General features: G+C 53.2%; 18 protein-coding genes. 15 read left to right on the forward strand and 3 right to left on the reverse strand.

What is annotated here, in order from left to right:
* From BLU30_RS12775 to ssnA, 3 genes are all read right to left on the reverse strand, one after another.
* A partial coding sequence (locus BLU30_RS12775; RefSeq protein ID WP_143024246.1) for an amidohydrolase family protein occupies positions 1 to 297 on the reverse strand: 297 nt, incomplete at its 3' end.
* 121 nt (positions 298 to 418) lie between these two features.
* Complete coding sequence (ygfK, locus tag BLU30_RS12780; protein ID WP_090246946.1) at positions 419 to 3,406, reverse strand: putative selenate reductase subunit YgfK; 2,988 nt, start codon at positions 3,404 to 3,406, stop codon at positions 419 to 421.
* A gap of 22 nt (positions 3,407 to 3,428) precedes the next feature.
* Positions 3,429 to 4,763 (reverse strand): putative aminohydrolase SsnA, encoded by a 1,335-nt coding sequence (ssnA, locus tag BLU30_RS12785; protein ID WP_090246948.1) that lies wholly within the window; start codon positions 4,761 to 4,763, stop codon positions 3,429 to 3,431.
* Between the two features lie 474 nt (positions 4,764 to 5,237).
* On the opposite strand from ssnA, the gene BLU30_RS12790 reads away from it, so the two are divergent.
* The 15 genes from BLU30_RS12790 (at position 5,238) to BLU30_RS12860 (ending at position 19,219) form a co-directional block, all read left to right on the forward strand.
* Complete coding sequence (locus BLU30_RS12790) at positions 5,238 to 5,888, forward strand: helix-turn-helix transcriptional regulator (RefSeq protein WP_090246949.1); 651 nt, start codon at positions 5,238 to 5,240, stop codon at positions 5,886 to 5,888.
* Between the two features lie 17 nt (positions 5,889 to 5,905).
* Complete coding sequence (dpaL, locus tag BLU30_RS12795; protein ID WP_090246951.1) at positions 5,906 to 7,120, forward strand: diaminopropionate ammonia-lyase; 1,215 nt, start codon at positions 5,906 to 5,908, stop codon at positions 7,118 to 7,120.
* A 34-nt stretch (positions 7,121 to 7,154) separates the two neighbouring features.
* The gene (locus BLU30_RS12800; RefSeq protein ID WP_090246952.1) at positions 7,155 to 8,468 is read left to right on the forward strand and encodes a YgeY family selenium metabolism-linked hydrolase; all 1,314 of its coding nucleotides are present in this window, start codon (positions 7,155 to 7,157) and stop codon (positions 8,466 to 8,468) included.
* A gap of 422 nt (positions 8,469 to 8,890) precedes the next feature.
* Positions 8,891 to 10,087: a knotted carbamoyltransferase YgeW gene (gene ygeW / locus BLU30_RS12805; RefSeq protein ID WP_090246954.1), complete on the forward strand. Its 1,197-nt coding sequence runs from the start codon at positions 8,891 to 8,893 to the stop codon at positions 10,085 to 10,087.
* Between the two features lie 136 nt (positions 10,088 to 10,223).
* Positions 10,224 to 11,156 carry a carbamate kinase gene (gene arcC / locus BLU30_RS12810; RefSeq protein WP_090246955.1) on the forward strand — a complete coding sequence of 311 codons (933 nt, stop codon included), beginning with the start codon at positions 10,224 to 10,226 and terminating at the stop codon, positions 11,154 to 11,156.
* A 9-nt stretch (positions 11,157 to 11,165) separates the two neighbouring features.
* On the forward strand, positions 11,166 to 11,543 hold the full coding sequence (locus tag BLU30_RS12815; RefSeq protein ID WP_090246957.1) for a RidA family protein: 378 nt from the start codon (positions 11,166 to 11,168) through the stop codon (positions 11,541 to 11,543).
* Between the two features lie 82 nt (positions 11,544 to 11,625).
* Positions 11,626 to 13,014, forward strand: a complete 1,389-nt coding sequence (locus BLU30_RS12820; RefSeq protein WP_090246986.1) for a uracil-xanthine permease family protein — start codon at positions 11,626 to 11,628, stop codon at positions 13,012 to 13,014.
* Positions 13,015 to 13,196: 182 nt separating this feature from the next.
* On the forward strand, positions 13,197 to 13,853 hold the full coding sequence (locus BLU30_RS12825) for a helix-turn-helix transcriptional regulator (protein ID WP_090246958.1): 657 nt from the start codon (positions 13,197 to 13,199) through the stop codon (positions 13,851 to 13,853).
* The gene (gene yqeC / locus BLU30_RS12830) at positions 13,846 to 14,583 is read left to right on the forward strand and encodes a selenium cofactor biosynthesis protein YqeC (protein ID WP_090246959.1); all 738 of its coding nucleotides are present in this window, start codon (positions 13,846 to 13,848) and stop codon (positions 14,581 to 14,583) included. Before BLU30_RS12825 ends, yqeC begins: the two co-directional genes overlap by 8 nt.
* Entirely contained in the window at positions 14,550 to 15,161 is a 612-nt protein-coding gene (locus BLU30_RS12835) for a nucleotidyltransferase family protein (RefSeq protein ID WP_090246960.1), read from the forward strand. Before yqeC ends, BLU30_RS12835 begins: the two co-directional genes overlap by 34 nt.
* Positions 15,136 to 15,948: a selenium-dependent molybdenum cofactor biosynthesis protein YqeB gene (gene yqeB / locus BLU30_RS12840; RefSeq protein ID WP_090246962.1), complete on the forward strand. Its 813-nt coding sequence runs from the start codon at positions 15,136 to 15,138 to the stop codon at positions 15,946 to 15,948. Before BLU30_RS12835 ends, yqeB begins: the two co-directional genes overlap by 26 nt.
* The gene (locus BLU30_RS12845; RefSeq protein ID WP_090246963.1) at positions 15,945 to 17,096 is read left to right on the forward strand and encodes an aminotransferase class V-fold PLP-dependent enzyme; all 1,152 of its coding nucleotides are present in this window, start codon (positions 15,945 to 15,947) and stop codon (positions 17,094 to 17,096) included. Before yqeB ends, BLU30_RS12845 begins: the two co-directional genes overlap by 4 nt.
* Positions 17,097 to 17,128: 32 nt before the next feature.
* Positions 17,129 to 17,749 carry a sulfurtransferase-like selenium metabolism protein YedF gene (yedF, locus tag BLU30_RS12850; protein WP_090246964.1) on the forward strand — a complete coding sequence of 207 codons (621 nt, stop codon included), beginning with the start codon at positions 17,129 to 17,131 and terminating at the stop codon, positions 17,747 to 17,749.
* The gene (locus tag BLU30_RS12855) at positions 17,746 to 18,018 is read left to right on the forward strand and encodes a putative Se/S carrier protein (protein WP_090246966.1); all 273 of its coding nucleotides are present in this window, start codon (positions 17,746 to 17,748) and stop codon (positions 18,016 to 18,018) included. The genes yedF and BLU30_RS12855 overlap by 4 nt, the downstream gene beginning before the upstream one ends.
* 49 nt (positions 18,019 to 18,067) lie before the next feature.
* Complete coding sequence (locus BLU30_RS12860; protein WP_090246967.1) at positions 18,068 to 19,219, forward strand: double-cubane-cluster-containing anaerobic reductase; 1,152 nt, start codon at positions 18,068 to 18,070, stop codon at positions 19,217 to 19,219.
* The last annotated feature ends 4 nt before the right edge of the window (positions 19,220 to 19,223 follow it).

Genomic DNA, 19,223 nt, shown 5'->3' on the forward strand with positions numbered 1-19,223 from the left:
CCCCCGCTCCTGGGTGGCAAAATCTAAAATCGTGGTGGTCCCTCCGGCGATGGCACCCAGGGTCCCGCTTTTAAAATCGTCGGCGGTATGGCAGGTGCCGGTGGTGAGATCCAAATGGGTATGGGGGTCGATGAAGCCCGGGAACACCAGCTTGCCGGCGGCATCGATGACCTCGGCCTCCCCGGGATCGAGATTCGGTGCCACTTCTACAATTTTTTCATCCTCAATGAGGATATCGCATTTTTCCACGGACCGGGGGGAGACCACCTGTCCATTTTTTATGATGATACGTTTCATGGGTTGCCTTTCTTAAATGAATAAGGGAATACACGGGGGAGGTTGCGGCACGGCTGTCTTTCCCCCAACCACAGCAACCCCTCCGGCAAGGGAGAGGTCGTTGTGGTTCTATTTGGACAATTTAAATCAGGTAATTGTAGTGATTGACGACGGCTTTTAGGATATCGTTAATGCCAGCGGGAATACTTGGATCACCAATGGTGGTCTTGAGCACTTCGCCATCCAAGCGAAGGGTTACCTGGTTGCCGGTTCCCAGGAGGAACCCACTGTTGGTACTGTTATCCAGGTCGTCCTGGGTATGGAACAGGGTGAACTTATCCTTGTAGGGCGCACTGTCATAGGGACAGAACATCATGCAGTTGCCGCATTCATTACACATGCGGTCCACATGGATAATCTGACGCATTTTGTGGTGGGGTACCGTGATGGCAAGGTTCGCCCGGTTGGGGCAAACATCCATACAGGATTCACACACGGCAGAGCATTCCAGGCAACGCACATCTTCCTGATCCGGCGTGGTGGGTTCTGCCAGGATACCCCGTTTTTCCAGGGCTTCATCGTAGTCCACATCCATTTCAACGGTATCATTATCCACAATGCCTTCAAGGCCCAGGATATGATTCACCGCTTTACGGGCATCGGCAATGGCCCGTACCACCGTGTCTGCACCGAGCTGGGCATCTCCGGCAATAAAGATATTATCCCGGGACATCAGGGTTTCGCTGTTGACATCTACCCGACCCCGGGTGGTAAGCGCCAGATTGTTCTTTTCGAACCAAGCGGCATCAATCTTCGCCCCAACGGAGGCGATTACCGTTGTCGCAGGGATTTCCATCGTCCCTTCTGTGGGTTCCGGCCGACGGCGGCCGCTTTCGTCCGGAGCGCCCAGCTTCATTTCCCGACAGGTCAAGGTGGTGCCATTGTAGGCTTCGGGTGAGAGGAGCTCGTAGAAACGCACCCCATCCTCTAAAGCCAGGGCCAGCTCTTCTTCATCCGCAGGCATTTCCATGACGGTTCGACGGTACACCAGGTGAACGCGTTCAACACCATCTACACGGGTGGCGACCCGGGCGGCATCCATGGCGGTATTCCCACCACCAATGACGACGACATCGGTACCCAGTTCCAGGGTTTCCGGTGCTTTATTAAAGTCTTCTAAGAATTCCAGTACGTTGATGGCTTGTCCGCCCTCCAGGCTGTAGGGACTGGGTGCCCAGGCGCCGGTGGCGACGATGATATACTTGAATCCCTCGGCCTTTAAAGCCTCCACATCCTCAATGTCTCTTCCGGTCACAACGGTGACCCCCAGGGCTTCCATTAAGGCGATGTCATGATCAATGGTTTCGCCGTCGATCCGGAAATCCGGAATCACATGGTTGACAATCCCCCCCAGGGAATCCTTGCGCTCAAAGATGGTGGCATCCACCCCGGCGCGGGCCAGGAAGGTCGCTGCGGAAATCCCGGCAGGACCCCCACCGATAATGGCGACCTTGGCCGCAGTGACAGCCGACACGGCCTGGATATCCTTTAACAGGGCATCAAAGCCCAGCTCAGCAGCATCCAGCTTCACGTCCCGGATGCAGACAGATTTTTCATAGAAGTTCCGGGTACATTTATCCATACAGCGATGGGTACAAATGGTTCCGGTGATAAAGGGCAGAGGGTTCTTCCGGGTGATGACTTCCAGAGCGGCCTTGGCTTTTCCCTGGCCAACCAGTGCCACATATTCCGGGATATCCTGGGAGATGGGGCAGGTCTGGGTACAGGGTGCAATAAAGCAATCCACCAGGGGAACCTTCTTATCAATCTTACGGGAGGGCAGGGGCTTGATGGCACCCTTCACATTATGGGCATTGGTCCGAGCCCGTTTGGCCAGGGCGGCCAGGGCAGCGGGTTTTAAGGGCAGGGCTTCCTTGAAGTTCACCTGGGACAGGGCTTCGGCCTCCTGGAGCTCGCGGTTATATCCGCCGGGCTTTAAGAGGGTGGTCGCCTGGGTGATGGGCCAGATCCCCACCTTAAAGATATCCACGATGTTAAAGGCGTCCGCACCGCCGGAAAAGGAGATGCGCAGATCCCCGTCAAAGGCATCTGCCAGACGGTGGGCCAGCTCGATGGAGCAGGGGAAGAGGGAACGGCCGGACATATACATATCCTCGCTGGGCAGAATGCCATCCACCACCTTCTGGGGGAAGGTATTGGTAATCTTCACACCAAAGGCCAGATCCTTGGCTTCAGCTTCCGCCTTCAGGCGGCCGATCATGGGAACCGCATCCACAAATTGCAGGTCATGGAGGAAGTGATAATCATCAAAATCCATATAGCCGTAGCCCATGGTATCTAAAATCGCCCGGGCATCCGCATAACCCAACATGGTGGGGTTACATTTTACAAAAGTGTTGAGCCCCTTGGTATTAATGAGATAGCTGGCAATGCGTTCGATTTCCGTGGGCGGGCAGCCGTGGAGGGTGGATAGGGTAATGGAGCGGCTGACCCGGGGAGAGATCCCCTTAATATAGTCGGCATCAATATTTTCAAAATTATCGGCAAAATCCAAGGCTTCTGCCACACATTCCTTCCAAATGGCGGTTTCCCGGGCATTCTTCATGCCTTCGATATAATCGTCAATTTTCTTGGAGGTAATGCCTTCGTAGTCGTAGCCCACACTCATATTGAAGATAAAGCCATCGGGGCTGCCGAAGCCGTATTCCGCGGATAGGAGTTTTAAAAGGAACCATGCCTTGACATATTCATCAAAGGCTTCCGGTACCGTCAGTTCCGTGGACCACTCGCAGTTGTAGCATTCGTCGGGTGCGGCGATGCAGGGCTTGGCCACGGGCAGGTCTTCACCATCCAGGGTCTGGACGGTTTTGAGTTCAAAGAAACGGGCACCGGCCACATAGGCCGACACGATGTTCTGGGCCAGCTGGGTATGGGGGCCAGCAGCTGGGCCAAAGGGGGTTTCCAGCATTTCACCAAAAAGGCTGATCCGTTTATTATCATCCTTGGCGTAAAATTTACTGATGCCGAAGATGGTGCCTTCGGTATCGTATTCCGTGGTAATCCAATTTAACATTTCGCCAAAGGGAATGGCGCGCATACGATCACTCATTGTTAACTCTCTCCTTCAATTGCTATCTTTTGTTAATCCGATTTGCCAGCTTCTGTGCTTCTTCCCGACCCTTTGCCAGGACAGCTTCCTCGTCGATGCCCTGGAGCACACGGTCCTGCATGAGGACTTTACCGTTACACATCGTGGTGACGGTGGAGCGGCCGCACATCCCAAAGAGGATGTGGGAGTTGGCGTTATCGGCGTTCATCGGGGTAGTGGGGATGTAGTCCGTGACGATGACGTCAGCGGCGGCACCGGCTTCCAGCACACCCAGCTTTTTCCCAAAGGCCCGCTCGGCGATGATGGCATTGTTGCCGAAAAGCATGGTGGGGATTTCCCCCCAGGCCACATTGGGATCACAATTATAATGCTTGTGCAGGATGTTGGCCACTTTGTAGGATTCGATCATGTCGTTGGTGTAGCCGTCGGTACCCAGGCCCAGGGTTAAGCCTCTGCGCATCAGCTCCAGCACCGGGGGACAGCCCACGGCATTGCCCATGTTGGATTCCGGGTTGTGGACCACCATGGTGTCCGTGGCCTTTAAGATTTCCATTTCCTCGCCATTGATATGGATGCAATGGACGGCCAGCGTGTTGGGGCCTAAGATGTTTTGATCAAAGAGACGGTTTACCACCCGTTTATTGTATTTTTTCAGGGAGTCGTACACATCGTCCAGTCCTTCGGCAACGTGGACGTGGTAGCCTGCACCCTCTGGTTTTTCTGCATTGCAGTAGTCCAGGGTTTCGTCACTTAGGGTAAAGGCGGCATGGAGGCCGAACATCCCGTGGACCATTCCGGAGGTATCGGCCTGGGCAGCTTTAATGAAATCGACGTTTTCCTTGACCGCCGCCTTCATCTTTTCCTCACCGTCCCGGTCAGAGACTTCGTAGCACAGACTGGTACGCAGGCCTAATTCCTTGGCCACATCAGCGATGGTGAAAAGGCTGCCTTCGGTCTGGCCATAGCTGGCGTGGTGATCGAAGATAGTGGTGACCCCCTGCTTGATGCAGTCGATATAGGTCGCGTAGGCACTGTACTTATTGGCATCATTATTTAAGTTACGATCCAGGGTCCACCACAGGCCATCTAAGATATCCATAAAGTTCTTCGGATTGTGGCCGTCAATGGACAGGCCTCTGGCAAAGGTACTGTAAATGTGGTTGTGGGCATTGATGAGCCCTGGCATAATCACGCCGCCCCTGGCATCGATAAACTGGGCATCGGGGTATGCCTTTTTCATTTTCGCAGTGGTGCCGACTGCCGCGATGGTTTTGCCATCCACAGCCACGCAGCCATCCTCTAAAAAGGGCGTTGCTTCCGCGCGGGTAATCATCCGGCCATTTCCTATTAAAATCATGATTTTCTCCTTTTATTATCAATACGTGGATTTGGAGTTGTCGCGCAGGGCAAGCTCTGAGGGTTCGGTTTGAGCGCCACACTCCCCGGTTAAAAACGTGTGAGAAGGTTGTGAGAAATGCGATAATAAAAATTTATTAACTGATGATAATGTAACACGTTTTCCATTGTAATGCAAGCCTTTTTATCAAATTATTTATCAAAACAAGGCGGATGGGTTCCAGGGCATTTCCAAAACACCCCACTAAAAATTCCCTTTAATAGGAAGGGATTTCAAATACTTTTAAGATAACGGGCTCCAGAGGCCGCATTAAATAATGGTTTTCAATTTTAATAATATTTTTTTATTAAAAATTCAAAAAAGGCTTGCATTGCTATGGGGATGGTGCTATGATAATGATAGACCAAACAATTTGTTAGGTTTCCAAATGATTTGTTAGGTCTCTGTGAGAAGAAGGATGTGAAGGATGATACAATGGATGAGAACAGGTTAAATTTGTTAACACAATTGGCCCGCGGTATCGCAAGCCAATTCGGCAGTAATTGTGAAATTGTGATCCACGATTTAAAGGGCCCCAACCCCGAGAATACCGTCGTCGCTATTGAAAACGGCCATGTGACTGGCCGGAGCCTGGGGGATGGTCCATCCCATGTGGTACTGGAAGCCTTAAAGAAGGATCCAGATTCCCTGACGGACCATTTGGATTACATTACCAAGACGAAGGATGGTAAGATGCTGAAGTCCAGCACCATGTACATCCGGGACGCTGCAGGACAGCCTGAAGCCATCTTCGCCATCAACTATGACATTACCAGCCTTTTAATGGTAGAGAATGCCCTGGGCTCCTTAATCGGTCAAACGCCGGATGAGCCTGCGGAAAACATTCCCAATAGTGTGGCGGACCTTCTGGACGACCTCCTGACCCAGGCGGTACGCCTGGTGGGCAAACCCGTTGCACTGATGACCAAGGCCGACAAGGTCCGGGCCATCAACTTCCTCAATGATGCTGGCGCGCTGCTGGTAACCAAATCCAGCGAAAAGATTTCACAGTATTTTGACATCTCCAAGTACACACTATACAGCTACATCGACCAAAATGATTCAAAAGAAAAAAGTAAATCATAAAGGAGAACACGCACACGATGGATAAGATCAAATGGGCATCCAATACGATGCCGAAAACGGACGATAAGGAACTGGCCGTCATGGCTATTCCCGCTGTGGAAAAGGCCAAAACCTTCCATATGAGCTTCCCCCAGTATACTGAAACACCCTTGGTGGGTCTCACCGGAATGGCTGATTATCTGGGGCTTTCTGAAATGTATGTTAAGGACGAATCCTACCGCTTCGGCCTCAACGCCTTCAAGGTACTCGGTGGCTCCTTTGCTATGGCCCGCTACATCGCCCAGAAGCTGGGTAAGGATGTGTCGGAAATCGACTATGCTTACCTGACCTCGGATAAGCTCAAGGAAGAATTTGGACAAGCCACCTTCTTCACCGCTACCGATGGGAACCACGGCCGGGGCGTCGCCTGGGCCGCCAATAAGCTGGGTCAGAAAGCCGTGGTCTTTATGCCTAAGGGAACCTGCCAGATCCGCCTCGACAATATCTTAAAAGAAAATGCCGAAGCCTCCATCACCGATGTCAACTACGACGACTGTGTGCGTATGGCCGCTGCTGCAGCTGCCAAAACCGAAAACGGTGTCGTCGTCCAGGATACCGCCTGGAAGGGCTACGAAGAAATCCCCGCATGGATTATGCAGGGTTACGGTACCATGGCTCTGGAAGCCGCCGCACAGCTTAAGGCTGCCGGCTGTGAACGTCCCACCCATGTGTTCGTCCAGGCCGGTGTTGGTTCCCTGGCCGGAGCCGTACAGGGTGTCTTCGCCAATCTGTTCCCGGACAATTGCCCCACCACCGTCATCGTGGAAGCCGAAGCCGCCAACTGCTTATATCAGTCCGCTGCCGCCGGAGATGGGGAAGCCCGGAACGTCGATGGTGACCTTGATACCATCATGGCAGGTTTAGCCTGTGGCGAACCCAACACCATCTCCTTTGAAATTCTAAAGAATCATTCCACCGCCTTTGTTTCCTGCCCGGACTGGGTAGCCGCTAAGGGCATGCGGATGCTGGGTGCTCCCGTAAAGGGCGATACCCAGGTGATCTCCGGTGAATCCGGTGCGGTCTCCATGGGTCTGTTGGCCGAGCTGATGACCAATGCCGATTACGCCGACTTAAAGGACGCCATTGGCCTGGACGAAAACTCCAAGGTTGTCTTCTTCTCCACCGAAGGGGATACCGATCCGGAGCATTATCGTGAGGTTGTATGGAACGGCCTGCACCCCAGCTACAAGTAATTATTGAAAATTATATAAAGAGAGGTAAACAATTATGGATTACAAAGCAATCAAAGAAGCAGCCCAGGCCTATCAGGCCGACATGACCAAATTCCTCCGGGAAATCGTAAAGAATCCTGGCGAAAGCTGTGACGAAAAAGCGCACATCGACCGCATCGCAGAAGAAATGACAGCCCTCGGCTTTGACAAGGTCGAAATCGATCCCCAGGGGAACGTCATCGGCTTCATGGGAACCGGTGACAAGCTCATCGGCTTCGATGCCCACATCGATACCGTGGGTATTGGGAACATCGACAACTGGGACTTCGATCCCTACGAAGGCTACGAAAACGACACCGAAATCGGTGGCCGCGGCGTATCCGACCAGTGTGGCGGGATTGTCTCCGCTGTTTACGGTGCTAAAATCATGAAGGATTTAGGCCTCATCCCTGAAGGCTATGCTGCCATGGTTACCGGTACCGTTCAGGAAGAAGACTGCGACGGCCTCTGCTGGGAATACATCATCAAAGAAGATAAATACCGTCCGGAATTTGTGGTTTCCACCGAACCCACCGATGGTGGCATCTACCGTGGACAGCGTGGCCGTATGGAAATCCGTATTGATGTCCAGGGTGTATCCTGTCACGGTTCCGCTCCGGAACGTGGCGACAACGCCATCTACAAAATGGCAGATATCCTCCAGGATGTCCGTGCCCTTAACGAAAACGATGCGGAAGACGGCACCGAAATCAAGGGTCTGGTCAAAATGCTTTCCGAAAAATACAATCCGGAATACAAAGAAGCAAACTTCTTAGGCCGTGGGACCGTCACCACCTCCCAAATTTTCTACACCTCTCCCAGCCGCTGTGCTGTAGCGGACTCCTGTGCCGTGTCCTTAGACCGCCGCATGACCGCTGGCGAAACCTGGGAAAGCTGCCTGGATGAAATCCGTGCGCTGCCTGCTGTTAAAAAATACGGCGACGATGTCAAAGTATCCATGTACAACTACGACCGTCCTTCCTACACTGGCTGTGTCTACCCCATCGAATGCTACTTCCCGACATGGGTTATTCCAGAAGATCACACCGTGACCGAATCCTTGGAAGATTCCTACAAAGCCATGTACGGCGACGAGCGGATCGGTGCTGCTGAAACCGTGGAAATGCGGAAAGCCCGTCCGTTAACCGACAAATGGACCTTCTCCACCAATGGTGTGTCCATCATGGGCCGTAATGGCATCCCCTGCATCGGCTTTGGCCCTGGCGCAGAAGCTCAGGCCCACGCCCCCAACGAAAAAACCTGGAAACAGGACCTGGTCACCTGTGCCGCTGTCTACGCTGCCCTGCCAGCCATCTACGCTGCCAAATAAGCGGAGGGGCGCTGGGCGGTTGCGATAGCACTCTACTATCGTCGGTACGCTGGACATATGCCGTTTGCTCCGTCCACTTTCGAATTCGGACAGGGTGTGTTACCGAAACCGCTACGCGCTTTCGAACACATGCCTGTTCGCCCCGATGTGGACTTACGGAAAGGATATGTCCACCGACCTCGGCACTCTAAAACCGCCGCTAATTTATACGTTGCAAAACTAAGCTTCGTCCCAGAAACCAAAGGCTGTCCGAGGTCTGTATGCCAGGCATCGAGACCTTGAGGCGAACAGGCGCAGCCTGTACGACGAGCGGGAGCGTGACTGTTATACAGACCGCGAACAGCCGCAATTCGCCTCATTCCCTAGTGGACGAACCACCTACCTTTCAAAATTAAACCAACAAACCTAAAGGAGCCAATACCATGGAACAATTACAAAAATATATCGATCGCCTCAACGAACTGAACTTCAAAGAAATGTACGAAAATGACTTTTTCCTGACCTGGGAAAAGACCGATGACGAATTAGAAGCGGTTTTCACCGTTGCTGACGCCCTGCGTTATATGCGTGAAAACAACATCTCCACCAAAATCTTCGAAAGCGGCCTGGGCATCTCCCTCTTCCGGGACAACTCTACCCGTACCCGTTTCTCCTTCGCTTCTGCCTGTAACCTCTTAGGTCTGGAAGTCCAGGATTTAGACGAAGGTAAATCCCAGATTGCCCACGGCGAAACCGTCCGGGAAACGGCCAACATGGTTTCCTTTATGGCTGACGTCATCGGGATCCGCGACGATATGTACATTGGCAAGGGCAACGCCTACATGCACGAATTCATGAACGCCACAGATGAAGGCAACAAGGACGGCATCTTAGAACAGCGCCCGACCTTAGTAAACCTCCAGTGCGACATCGACCACCCCACCCAGGCCATGGCCGATATGCTCCACATCATCCACGAATTTGGTGGTGTTGAAAACTTAAAGGGTAAGAAATTAGCCATGACCTGGGCATATTCTCCTTCCTATGGCAAGCCTTTATCCGTTCCCCAGGGCATCATCGGTCTGATGACCCGTTTTGGCATGGACGTTGTTCTCGCTCATCCTGAAGGATACGAAGTGATGCCTGAAGTGGAAGAAGTGGCTGCTAAGAATGCTGCTGCAACCGGCGGTTCCTTCAAGCGCACCAATAGCATGGAAGAAGCTTTCGTTGATGCCGATATCGTTTATCCCAAGAGCTGGGCTCCCTTTGCCGCCATGGAAAAACGGACCAATCTGTACGCCGAAGGCGACCAGGCCGGTATCGACGCCCTGGAACAGGAATTACTAGCCCAGAATGCAGAACACAAAGACTGGACCTGCTCCGAAGAAATGATGGCAAAGACCAAAGATGGTAAAGCCTTATACCTCCACTGCCTGCCCGCTGACATCAACGGTTTAAGCTGTGCAGAAGGGGAAGTGGATGACACTGTCTTCGATCGCTACCGTGTGCCGCTGTACAAGGAAGCCAGCTTTAAGCCTTACATCATTGCCGCTATGATCTTCTTAGCAAAAGAAAAAAATCCTCAAGCAACCTTGAAAGCACTGGCAGACCGCGATGTCGCCCGTTTCTTTTCCAAATAATCTGACACCTTCAAGTTTTTAATCAATTAACATTCACACTGTCGGGACTGCCCTTACATCTGGGTAGTCCCACCTCCTTTAAATCAATAATACAAACGAAATCACTACGAATCCAACGAGAGCGAGAATAAATAGTATGGGTAAAAAAATCGTCATTGCTTTAGGCGGCAACGCCCTGGGCAATAATTTACCAGAACAAATGGCTGCGGTAAAGGAAACCGCCAAAGCCATCGTTGACCTCATCGAAGAGGGCAATGAAGTCGTCATTTCCCACGGTAACGGCCCCCAGGTTGGCATGATTAACCTCGCCATGGGCGAACTGGCCAAGGTAGACCCCGGTAATCCGGTGGCACCCTTATCCGTCTGCGTCGCCATGAGCCAGGGCTACATCGGCTACGACCTGCAAAACGCCATTCGGGAAGAACTGTTAGACCGTGGGATTAAAAAGCCCGTTTCCAGCATCATCACCCAGATGCGGGTCGATCCTGAGGATGCGGCTTTCCAGAATCCCACCAAGCCCATCGGCCGCTTCATGACCAAGGACGAAGCCGACGAGATGGTAAAGGAACGGGGATATGATATAATGGAAGATGCCGGACGGGGCTATCGCCGCGTCGTTGCCTCTCCAAGACCTGTGGAAATTGTGGAAATTGAAACAGTCCGGGCCCTGATCGATGCCGGTCAAGTGGTCATCGCCGCTGGCGGCGGTGGTATCCCGGTTTATGCCCAGGGCAACCACCTAAAGGGTGCTGCAGCCGTGGTCGATAAAGACTTTGGCAGCTGCCTTTTAGCCAAGGACATCGACGCGGATTGCCTGATTATCTTAACGGCAGTGGAAAAAGTCGCCATTAACTTTGGTAAGGAAAATCAGGAAAACTTGTCCGAAATCTCTGTGGAACAGGCCCTGGCCTATGCCAATGAAGGCCAGTTTGCACCGGGCTCCATGCTGCCAAAGGTTCAGGCCGCCATGGATTTCGCATCGTCTAAAGAAGATCGCTTTGCCCTCATTACCCTCCTTGAAAAAGCCAAGGATGGGATTCAGGGGAAAACCGGCACCATTATCAAATAGGAGGTTCTTATGAACAAAACAGCAATCAACGCTTCCCAGGCTCCTGCAGCCATCGGTCCTTATTCCCACGCCAACGCCATTGGGGATACGATTTTTATCTCCGGCCAGCTGGGTGTGGATCCCCAAACCGGTGATTTAGCTGATGGCGTCGTCGCCCAGGCTACCCGGGGTTTCGAAAACCTGAAGATTATTTTAGCCGAAGCCGGCAGCAGCTTGGAACAGGTTGCCAAGACCACTGTCTTTCTGGCAGATATGGCCGATTTTGCCGCTGTGAACGAAGTATATGCCAAATACTTCACTTCTGATTTCCCTGCCCGCTCCTGCGTAGCCGTCGCTGGCCTGCCGAAGGGTGCCTTATTCGAAATTGAAGCCATAGCCGTACGGTAGGCGAACTCCAAATCCAGGGGCGTCCCACGAAAAGTGGCAGTCGATGTCCTTTTGTGATCGCCTCTGGATTCCAGGTGATATGATGAATAAAATCGATACGAAGTCCCTTGTTTTTAGCTGGCTCGGCAAACCGACCCCTGTTGAAATCGTCCCACTTTCTCTGCAGCACGTGGCAGCGATGGTCGTTGGATGTGTCACCCCAGCCATTATTGTTTCAAATATCTGCGGGCTGTCTCCAGCCGATAGCGTCATCCTCATTCAATCAGCCCTGATTATTTCCGGACTGGCCACCTTAGTACAGCTTTTCCCCATCTTCGGAAAAGTTGGCTCTGGACTGCCGGTCATCATGGGCGCCAGCTTTGCTTATCTTCCCACCCTCATCAGCATCGGCAGTGAATTTAATCTGGCTACAATTTTAGGTGCACAGCTCATCGGCGGTGCCGTCGCTGTGGTCTTTGGTATCTTCGTCAAATATTTAAGAAAGCTTTTCCCACCTTTGGTCACTGGGACTGTGGTCTTTACCATCGGCCTTTCCCTTTATCCTACCGCCATTAAATATATGGCTGGTGGGGCCAGCGCACCAGATTTCGGGGCTCCTATTTACTGGATTATTTCCTTGATCACCTTGGCGGTCGTCATTATCCTTAACAATTTTGCCAAGGGGTTCCTGCGTCTGGCTTCCATTTTGATTGGTATCGCCGTGGGCTATATTATTTCTCTCTTTTGCGGCATTGTCTCCTTTGATGCCGTTGCCACTGCTGGCTGGGTCACGGTTCCTGCTCCCTTGCATTTTGGGTTGGAATTTCACACCTCAGCCATCATCACCATGGCGGTCCTTTATATTGTTAATTCTGTTCAGGCCATCGGGGACCTGTCAGCCACCACAGCCGGTGGCTTCGATCGAAGCCCGAAAATCGGCGAGCTTTCCGGAGGGATTATCGGTAATGGCCTGGCCAGTATGCTGGGTGCCGTTTTCGGCGGACTGCCGACGGCCACCTACAGTCAAAACGTCGGGATTGTGGCCACCACAAAAGTGGTTAACCGCCTGATCTTTACCGTCGCTGCGGTGCTCATTCTCCTGGCGGGTTTCTTACCGAAATTCTCGGCACTGCTGACCACCATTCCCAGCTGCGTGCTGGGGGGAGCCACCATTTCGGTGTTCGCCAGTATCACCATGACGGGAATCCGGCTGATTATGCAGCAGGGCCTGTCCATGAAGAACAGCGGCATCGTTGGCCTGTCCATCGCCCTAGGCCTGGGGATTACCCAGGTAGAAGGCTGTCTGGATCAATTCCCGGCCTGGGTTGGCAGTATCTTCGGGGATTCCCCGGTCATTGTTGCTACCCTGGTGGCGATCATTTTGTATTTAGTCATTCCTAAGGAAGAATCGGATGTCCTGCCGGATGAAGCGGTACAGGAAGCCGAAGCCCATGCTGAATTAGAAGAAGAAATTTCAGAAGAAGTGAAATGAAAATTTATCCATAAAACATCCTCCTTTTGAACAGGAAGGGCCATACGCCTTCCTGTTCTTTTATATTGTCCAATTTATTACCTTTTTCAGTAATAAATTATTATTGAATATTCCCCGAAAGTCTGAGATAATACTATCATTAGATGGCGATGGGAATAACGCTGTCCGGTGAGGAGATAAAGATGACGAAAAAGCTTGAACCATTCATTGGATTGGTGGATTTTTTAGCAGATTACCTAGGGGAGCACACAGAGGTGGTCCTTCATGATATGACCGACTGGCACTGCTCTGTGGTTGCCATCCGTAATGGTTATATCAGCGGCCGAAGGGTGGGGGCGCCCATTACGGATTTGGGACTTTCTATGGTAAAGGATGAATCCTGGAGAACCGTTCCCTATCGGGTGAATTATAAGGGGACTTCCTCCACTGGGGGGACCATCCGCTCTGCCACTTATTTCATCCGGGACGATGGCGGCAGTCTCATTGGTATGCTGTGCATTAATATGGACTGCCAAAGCCTGGTGGATGCCCGAAACGTACTGGACAGCCTGATTTCCATCATGCCGGTTTCCGGGAGTAAGGCCGCCCAGGAGCCCGAGGAAACCTTCAACATGGATGTTAAGGATCTGGTGGCAAGCCACCTGCGCCGCATTGTTCCCGGTCATATTGAAGATCTGAAAAAGATGGGCCGCCAGGAAAAGGTGGAGCTGGTGGAAAAGCTCCAGGAAATGGGAACCTTTATGGTCAAGGGAACCATTTGGGAGGTCGCAGATATTCTGGGGGTTTCTGTCCCTACAGTATACCGCTATCTGTCCACCATCAAAAAAGAGCATGAATAAGCCCATTTTTTTAAAAACCCTAAGCCTTGATGCCGGCGCCTTCGCCACCTTTACCGGCGGCGGGGGAAAAACCTCCCTCTTATTTCGTTTGATGGGGGAGTACGCCACGGGAGGCGACCCGGTTCTGGGGACGACCACTACCAAAATGGCTTATCCCAAGGATTTTGAAGGCCCTATCCTCCTTCGGAAAGGAGCATCTGAGGCCGATTTCTGCCGGCAGATTATGGATGCCCGGGGCCCGGCCCTGTACGCCGCGGACCATCTTCTTCCCCAGGGTAAGGTATCGGGCCTCTCTGTGGCATTCCTCGGCCATCTTGCCCAGGTTTGTCCCGGGCTGGGAATTTTGTGTGAGGGCGACGGCTCTGCCACCAAGCCCTATAAGCTTTACCGTCCGTGGGAACCGGTGATCCCAGGGGCCAGCACCCGGATTTTCCACCTCATCGGCTGTGAGGTCTGGGGTGAACCCCTGGAAAATTTTATCCATCGTTATCCTCAAAAAGAAACAACCACTCCATGCGATGGTCCCTGGTTAGCTGCCCAGTTTGATCTCTACCGCCGGCACATTCTGCCCCAAACCCCTCTGGTTCCCCAGCTCATCATCAACAAAGCTGAGGGTCGGATGGCGGCGGCCCAGGCCATGGCCAAAGTCGCCGCACCCTATTTTGAAGGAGTATTCATTGCCTCCCTTCAGGAAAGATGGATTATACCATGGTCGTCGGACTCCTTTTAGCGGCGGGGCTCTCCTCCCGGATGGGCCAGGAGAAACTCCTCCTGCCCTTTAAAGGGCACACCCTCCTGGAAGAAACCCTGGAAAACCTTTCCCGGGCTGGATTAAATCACAAGGTGGTGGTGACCAAGGCGGCCATTGCCGCGGCTCTGGATTTCCCCGGGGATGTTACCGTGATCCTGAACCCCCGGCCGGAGGACGGCCAGGCCTCTTCCCTGTCCCTGGGTATAAAGACCTGCCGCCAAATCCCTGACTGTGAGGGCATTTTGGTTTTTCTGGGGGATGAGCCCCTCATCACCCCAGGGCTGATTAAGCGTGTGCTGAAAGCCCAGGAGGATAACCCCCAGTCCATTATTTTACCGGAGTACGATGGTAAACCTGGCCATCCCGTCGCCATCGGGCCCACCTGGTACAGGGCCTTTGCCGGGGAAACCGGGGACCGTGGGGGACGACAAATCATTGCGGCCCACCCCGAATCCGTCATCCGCATTCCCGGGGATGCCCCCAGCCTGATGGATGTTGATTGTGAGGAAGATTATCGAAAGGTACTACACTATGGAAAAAAACGAAATAAATCATAAACGCATCATCGTCCGGGGTGCCGGGGATATTGCCACGGGAACCATCCATCGACTAAGGCAATGCGGCTTTGAGGTGGTGGCCCTGGATGTGGAAAAACCCACCGTTATCCGCCGAACTGTTGCCTTTGCCCCGGGGATTTTAACCGGCAGTGCCGAGGTAGAGGGCGTCACGGCCACCCGCTGTGAGGATATCCCCACCATTGAAGCGGCTTTAAGTCGGGGGGAAGTGGCCCTGTGTGTGGACCCCCATGGTGTGCTTATTCCGAAGCTGCGCCCCCTGGCCGTGGTGGATGCCATTCTGGCCAAGCGCAACCTGGGCACCACCCGGGATATGGCCCCCATCGTGGTGGGCCTTGGTCCCGGCTTTACCGCCGGGGAGGATGTGGATGCCGTCATTGAAACCAACCGCGGCCATCACCTGGGACGGGTAATCTATGAGGGACCGGCGGCGACCAACACAGGGATTCCCGGCAATATCGCCGGCTTTACCCATGAACGGGTGATCCATGCCCCTGCAGCAGGGACCATCACCCTTCGCCACGAAATCCGGGATATGGTAGAGAAGGGCGAGACCATCGCCACTATTGACGGTACCCCGGTGGTGTCCAAGCTCTCCGGCGTGCTCCGGGGGATGATTGCCCATGGCACCCGGGTTCCCAAGGGCATGAAAATTGCCGATGTGGACCCCCGGGGGGACGGGGATTACTGCTTTACCATCTCTGACAAGGCCCGGAATATCAGCGGTGGGGTATTGGAAGCCATCCTCCATTTAGAGGCGAATCGATGAAGAGTGTGTATTTTGATAACGCCAGCACCTCCTGGCCCAAGGCTCCGGGTGTGTCCGATGCCATGACGGACTTCATGGAGAATATCGGCTGTAATACCGGACGGGGCACCTACCGCCGGGCCTTCTCTGTATCCCGGACGGTGTACGATGCCCGGGAAAAGCTATGCCGCCTCTTTGGAGGTGAAAAGAACAGCAATGTGGTGTTTACGGCCAATGTTACCGAATCCTTGAATATGGTGCTCAAGGGACTCCTTACGCCCGGGGACCACGTGGTGGCCACCAGCCTGTGCCACAATGCCGTGGCCCGGCCCCTGACCAGCCTGGCCGCCCAGGGGGTCACCCACAGCTTTGCCCATTGTCACCAGGATGGCCACCTGGATCTGGGGAGCCTGGAGGCGGCCATCATCCCCCAGACAGTGGCGGTGGTGTTAACCCACGGCTGTAATGTTAGCGGCTCCATTCTGCCCCTGAAATGGGTCGGGGATATTTGTAAGCGCCATGGTATTTTCTACATTGTGGATGCTGCCCAAACCGCTGGGCTCATCCCCATCAATGTGACCGATGCTCACGTGGATGCCCTGTGCTTTACCGCGCATAAGGGCCTGGGCGGTCCCCAGGGCATTGGGGGATTCCTGGTGAGCGATGCCCTGGCCAGGCGGATGACTCCCCTTCTGGATGGGGGAACGGGCAGCTTCTCCGATTCCCTGTCCATGCCGGAAATCCTGCCGGATCGTTTTGAAGCCGGCACCTTAAACCTCCCGGGGATCTACGGCCTGAGTAAAGCCCTGGATTATCTGGAAACCGTGGGGATTCCCAAAATTGAAAAAATGGAAAGACTCCTTACCAGTTCCTTTTTAATGGGGCTGCTTACCATCCCGGGACTGAACATCATCGGCAGTCTGCGAACGGAAAACCACGGCCCAGTCGTCTCTGTGAGCTGTCCCGACCAGGATCTGTCTGAAATCGCAACGGCCCTGGACCGGAAATACGGTATCATGACCCGGGTGGGTCTGCACTGCGCCCCCCTTTCCCACCAGACCCTGGGCAGCTATCCCACCGGCAGTCTACGCTTCTCCTTTAACCACCACAACACCCTGGAGGAGGTAGCCTACACCCTGGATGCTTTGAGAACACTTTTGAAGGATTAAAGGACATGACTCTGTCATAAGAAAGGACAATGATGAATAAACATTTAGATGCCAGCGGGCAGGCCTGCCCGCTGCCGGTCATGATGGCCAAGAAAGAAATTGATGCCGGTACCACGGATTTCACCATTACCGTGGACAATGATATGGCGGTGGAAAATTTGAAAAAACTGGCCAATAGCCAAAATTTTTTAGCCACCGTTATTCTCGAAGAAGAAGCACACTTTATTTTGGAATTCCATCTAGAAGCCTCCGGGGAAAAGCCCCAGTCACCTCAAACCCCGGCCCCTGAAAATTCCAGTACAGATTCCACCACGCCTGGCAGCTGGTCAATCTTTATGGGGAAGGATATTATCGGTACTGGGGATTACGAGCTGGGACGATCCCTGGCCCGGATGTATTTTTATACCATCTCCCAGGGAAAGGATATCCCCCAGTCCATTCTTTTTATGAACGACGGGGTGAAGCTGCCCACCCTGGATGATCAGGTGGTCACCCACCTCAAGGTCCTGGCCGAGCGGGGTGTGGAAATTCTGGTGTGCGGTACCTGCCTGGATTACTACCGCCTGAAGGATCAGCTGAAAATTGGGGAGCTCAGCAATATGTACGATATCACCGAGCGCATGGCTGCTGCCACTAAGGTCATTACCCTATGAGGGATTCAGACTATGGCGTCATCGCCTTTGAGAATACCCATAGTGCCATGACGGCGGAACGGATGCTCACTGGGCTTTTGGATTTTATCCTCATGCCCACCCCCCGGGAAATTGCCGCAGGCTGCGGGATCGCCATGCGGCTTTCCCTCGAGGCGGTGGCCGAGGCCCTAACCCAGCTGGATGCCGCCGGATTCGATTCCACCTTAAGACAGGCCTACCGGATCATCCCCAATGATGGGGCCCCCCGGGCAGAGGCTTTACCGGGCTGATTCAGCCTGTTCATTCATAAAATTTATAAACGAGAGAGAGAGTAAACCAATGGAATTAAAGAAAAATTTACCTGCTATTTTTGAAGACTTTGCCGATGCCCGCCAGGTGGCCTTTTTAAAGGCTAAGGCCCTGAAGGACCAAAATGTCCCCCTCATTGGGATCTTCTGTACCTATTTTCCCCAGGAACTGGCCATGGCCATGGGCGCCTCCATCGTCGGGCTTTGCGCCACCTCCGATGAAACCATCCCTGAAGCTGAAATGGACCTGCCCCGAAATCTTTGCCCCCTCATCAAGTCCAGCTATGGCTTTGGCAAAACAGACAAATGCCCCTTCTTCTATTTCTCCGACCTGGTGGTGGGGGAAACCACCTGTGACGGCAAGAAAAAGATGTACGAGTACCTGGGGGAATTCAAGCCCGTCCATGTGATGCAGCTCCCAAGTGATCAAGGGGAAGCCAGTCTGGCCCTTTGGAAATCCGAAATCATTCGCATGAAAGAAGCCCTGGAGGCCCAGTTCGGTGTCACCATCACCGAGGAGGATATCCGGGGAGCCATTGCACTGAAGAACGATGAACGCCGGGCTCTGAAGCACCTGTACGGTCTCATGAAGCAGGACCCTGCCCCGGTATTGGGACAGGACCTCTTCAAGGTCCTTCTCGGCTCCACCTTTGAATTTGACCGCTCAGTGTTACCTGGAAATCTGAGGGCCATTGCCGAAAGAATCCAGAGCGAATACGAAGCCGGAACTGCCCTGGACAAACGGCCCCGGATTTTAATCACCGGCTGCCCGGTGGGAGGTGCCACGGAAAAGGTCATTAAAGCCATTGAGGATAACGGTGGTGTGGCCGTGGCCTTCGAAAACTGCAATGGCTCCAAAGCCGTGGAAGAGCTGGTGGATGAAAGCAATCCCGATGTGTACGATGCGCTGGCACGAAAGTATTTAAATATCGGCTGTTCCGTCATGTCTCCCAACCCCAACCGCCTTACGATGTTAGATACCATGATTGATGACTACGCCGTGGACGGGGTGGTGGAAATGGTGCTGACTGCCTGTCATACCTACGGGGTGGAAGCCCGAAGCATCAAACGCTTTGTTAACGAGGAAAAGAACAAGCCCTACATCACCATCGAAACCGATTATTCCTCAGCGGATATCGGCCAGCTAAACACCCGTCTGGCGGCCTTCATCGAAATGCTCTAGGTGG

Source organism: Eubacterium barkeri, assembly GCF_900107125.1.
GTDB classification, from domain to species: domain Bacteria; phylum Bacillota; class Clostridia; order Eubacteriales; family Eubacteriaceae; genus Eubacterium_O; species Eubacterium_O barkeri.

Coding starts and splice junctions, on each gene's coding strand:
- ygfK (WP_090246946.1), bottom strand. CDS start 3,406: ATGAGTGATCGTATGCGCGCCATTCCCTTTGGCGAAATGTTAAATTGG.
- ssnA (WP_090246948.1), bottom strand. CDS start 4,763: ATGATTTTAATAGGAAATGGCCGGATGATTACCCGCGCGGAAGCAACG.
- BLU30_RS12790 (WP_090246949.1), top strand. CDS start 5,238: ATGGATGAGAACAGGTTAAATTTGTTAACACAATTGGCCCGCGGTATC.
- dpaL (WP_090246951.1), top strand. CDS start 5,906: ATGGATAAGATCAAATGGGCATCCAATACGATGCCGAAAACGGACGAT.
- BLU30_RS12800 (WP_090246952.1), top strand. CDS start 7,155: ATGGATTACAAAGCAATCAAAGAAGCAGCCCAGGCCTATCAGGCCGAC.
- ygeW (WP_090246954.1), top strand. CDS start 8,891: ATGGAACAATTACAAAAATATATCGATCGCCTCAACGAACTGAACTTC.
- arcC (WP_090246955.1), top strand. CDS start 10,224: ATGGGTAAAAAAATCGTCATTGCTTTAGGCGGCAACGCCCTGGGCAAT.
- BLU30_RS12815 (WP_090246957.1), top strand. CDS start 11,166: ATGAACAAAACAGCAATCAACGCTTCCCAGGCTCCTGCAGCCATCGGT.
- BLU30_RS12820 (WP_090246986.1), top strand. CDS start 11,626: ATGAATAAAATCGATACGAAGTCCCTTGTTTTTAGCTGGCTCGGCAAA.
- BLU30_RS12825 (WP_090246958.1), top strand. CDS start 13,197: ATGACGAAAAAGCTTGAACCATTCATTGGATTGGTGGATTTTTTAGCA.
- yqeC (WP_090246959.1), top strand. CDS start 13,846: ATGAATAAGCCCATTTTTTTAAAAACCCTAAGCCTTGATGCCGGCGCC.
- BLU30_RS12835 (WP_090246960.1), top strand. CDS start 14,550: ATGGATTATACCATGGTCGTCGGACTCCTTTTAGCGGCGGGGCTCTCC.
- yqeB (WP_090246962.1), top strand. CDS start 15,136: ATGGAAAAAAACGAAATAAATCATAAACGCATCATCGTCCGGGGTGCC.
- BLU30_RS12845 (WP_090246963.1), top strand. CDS start 15,945: ATGAAGAGTGTGTATTTTGATAACGCCAGCACCTCCTGGCCCAAGGCT.
- yedF (WP_090246964.1), top strand. CDS start 17,129: ATGAATAAACATTTAGATGCCAGCGGGCAGGCCTGCCCGCTGCCGGTC.
- BLU30_RS12855 (WP_090246966.1), top strand. CDS start 17,746: ATGAGGGATTCAGACTATGGCGTCATCGCCTTTGAGAATACCCATAGT.
- BLU30_RS12860 (WP_090246967.1), top strand. CDS start 18,068: ATGGAATTAAAGAAAAATTTACCTGCTATTTTTGAAGACTTTGCCGAT.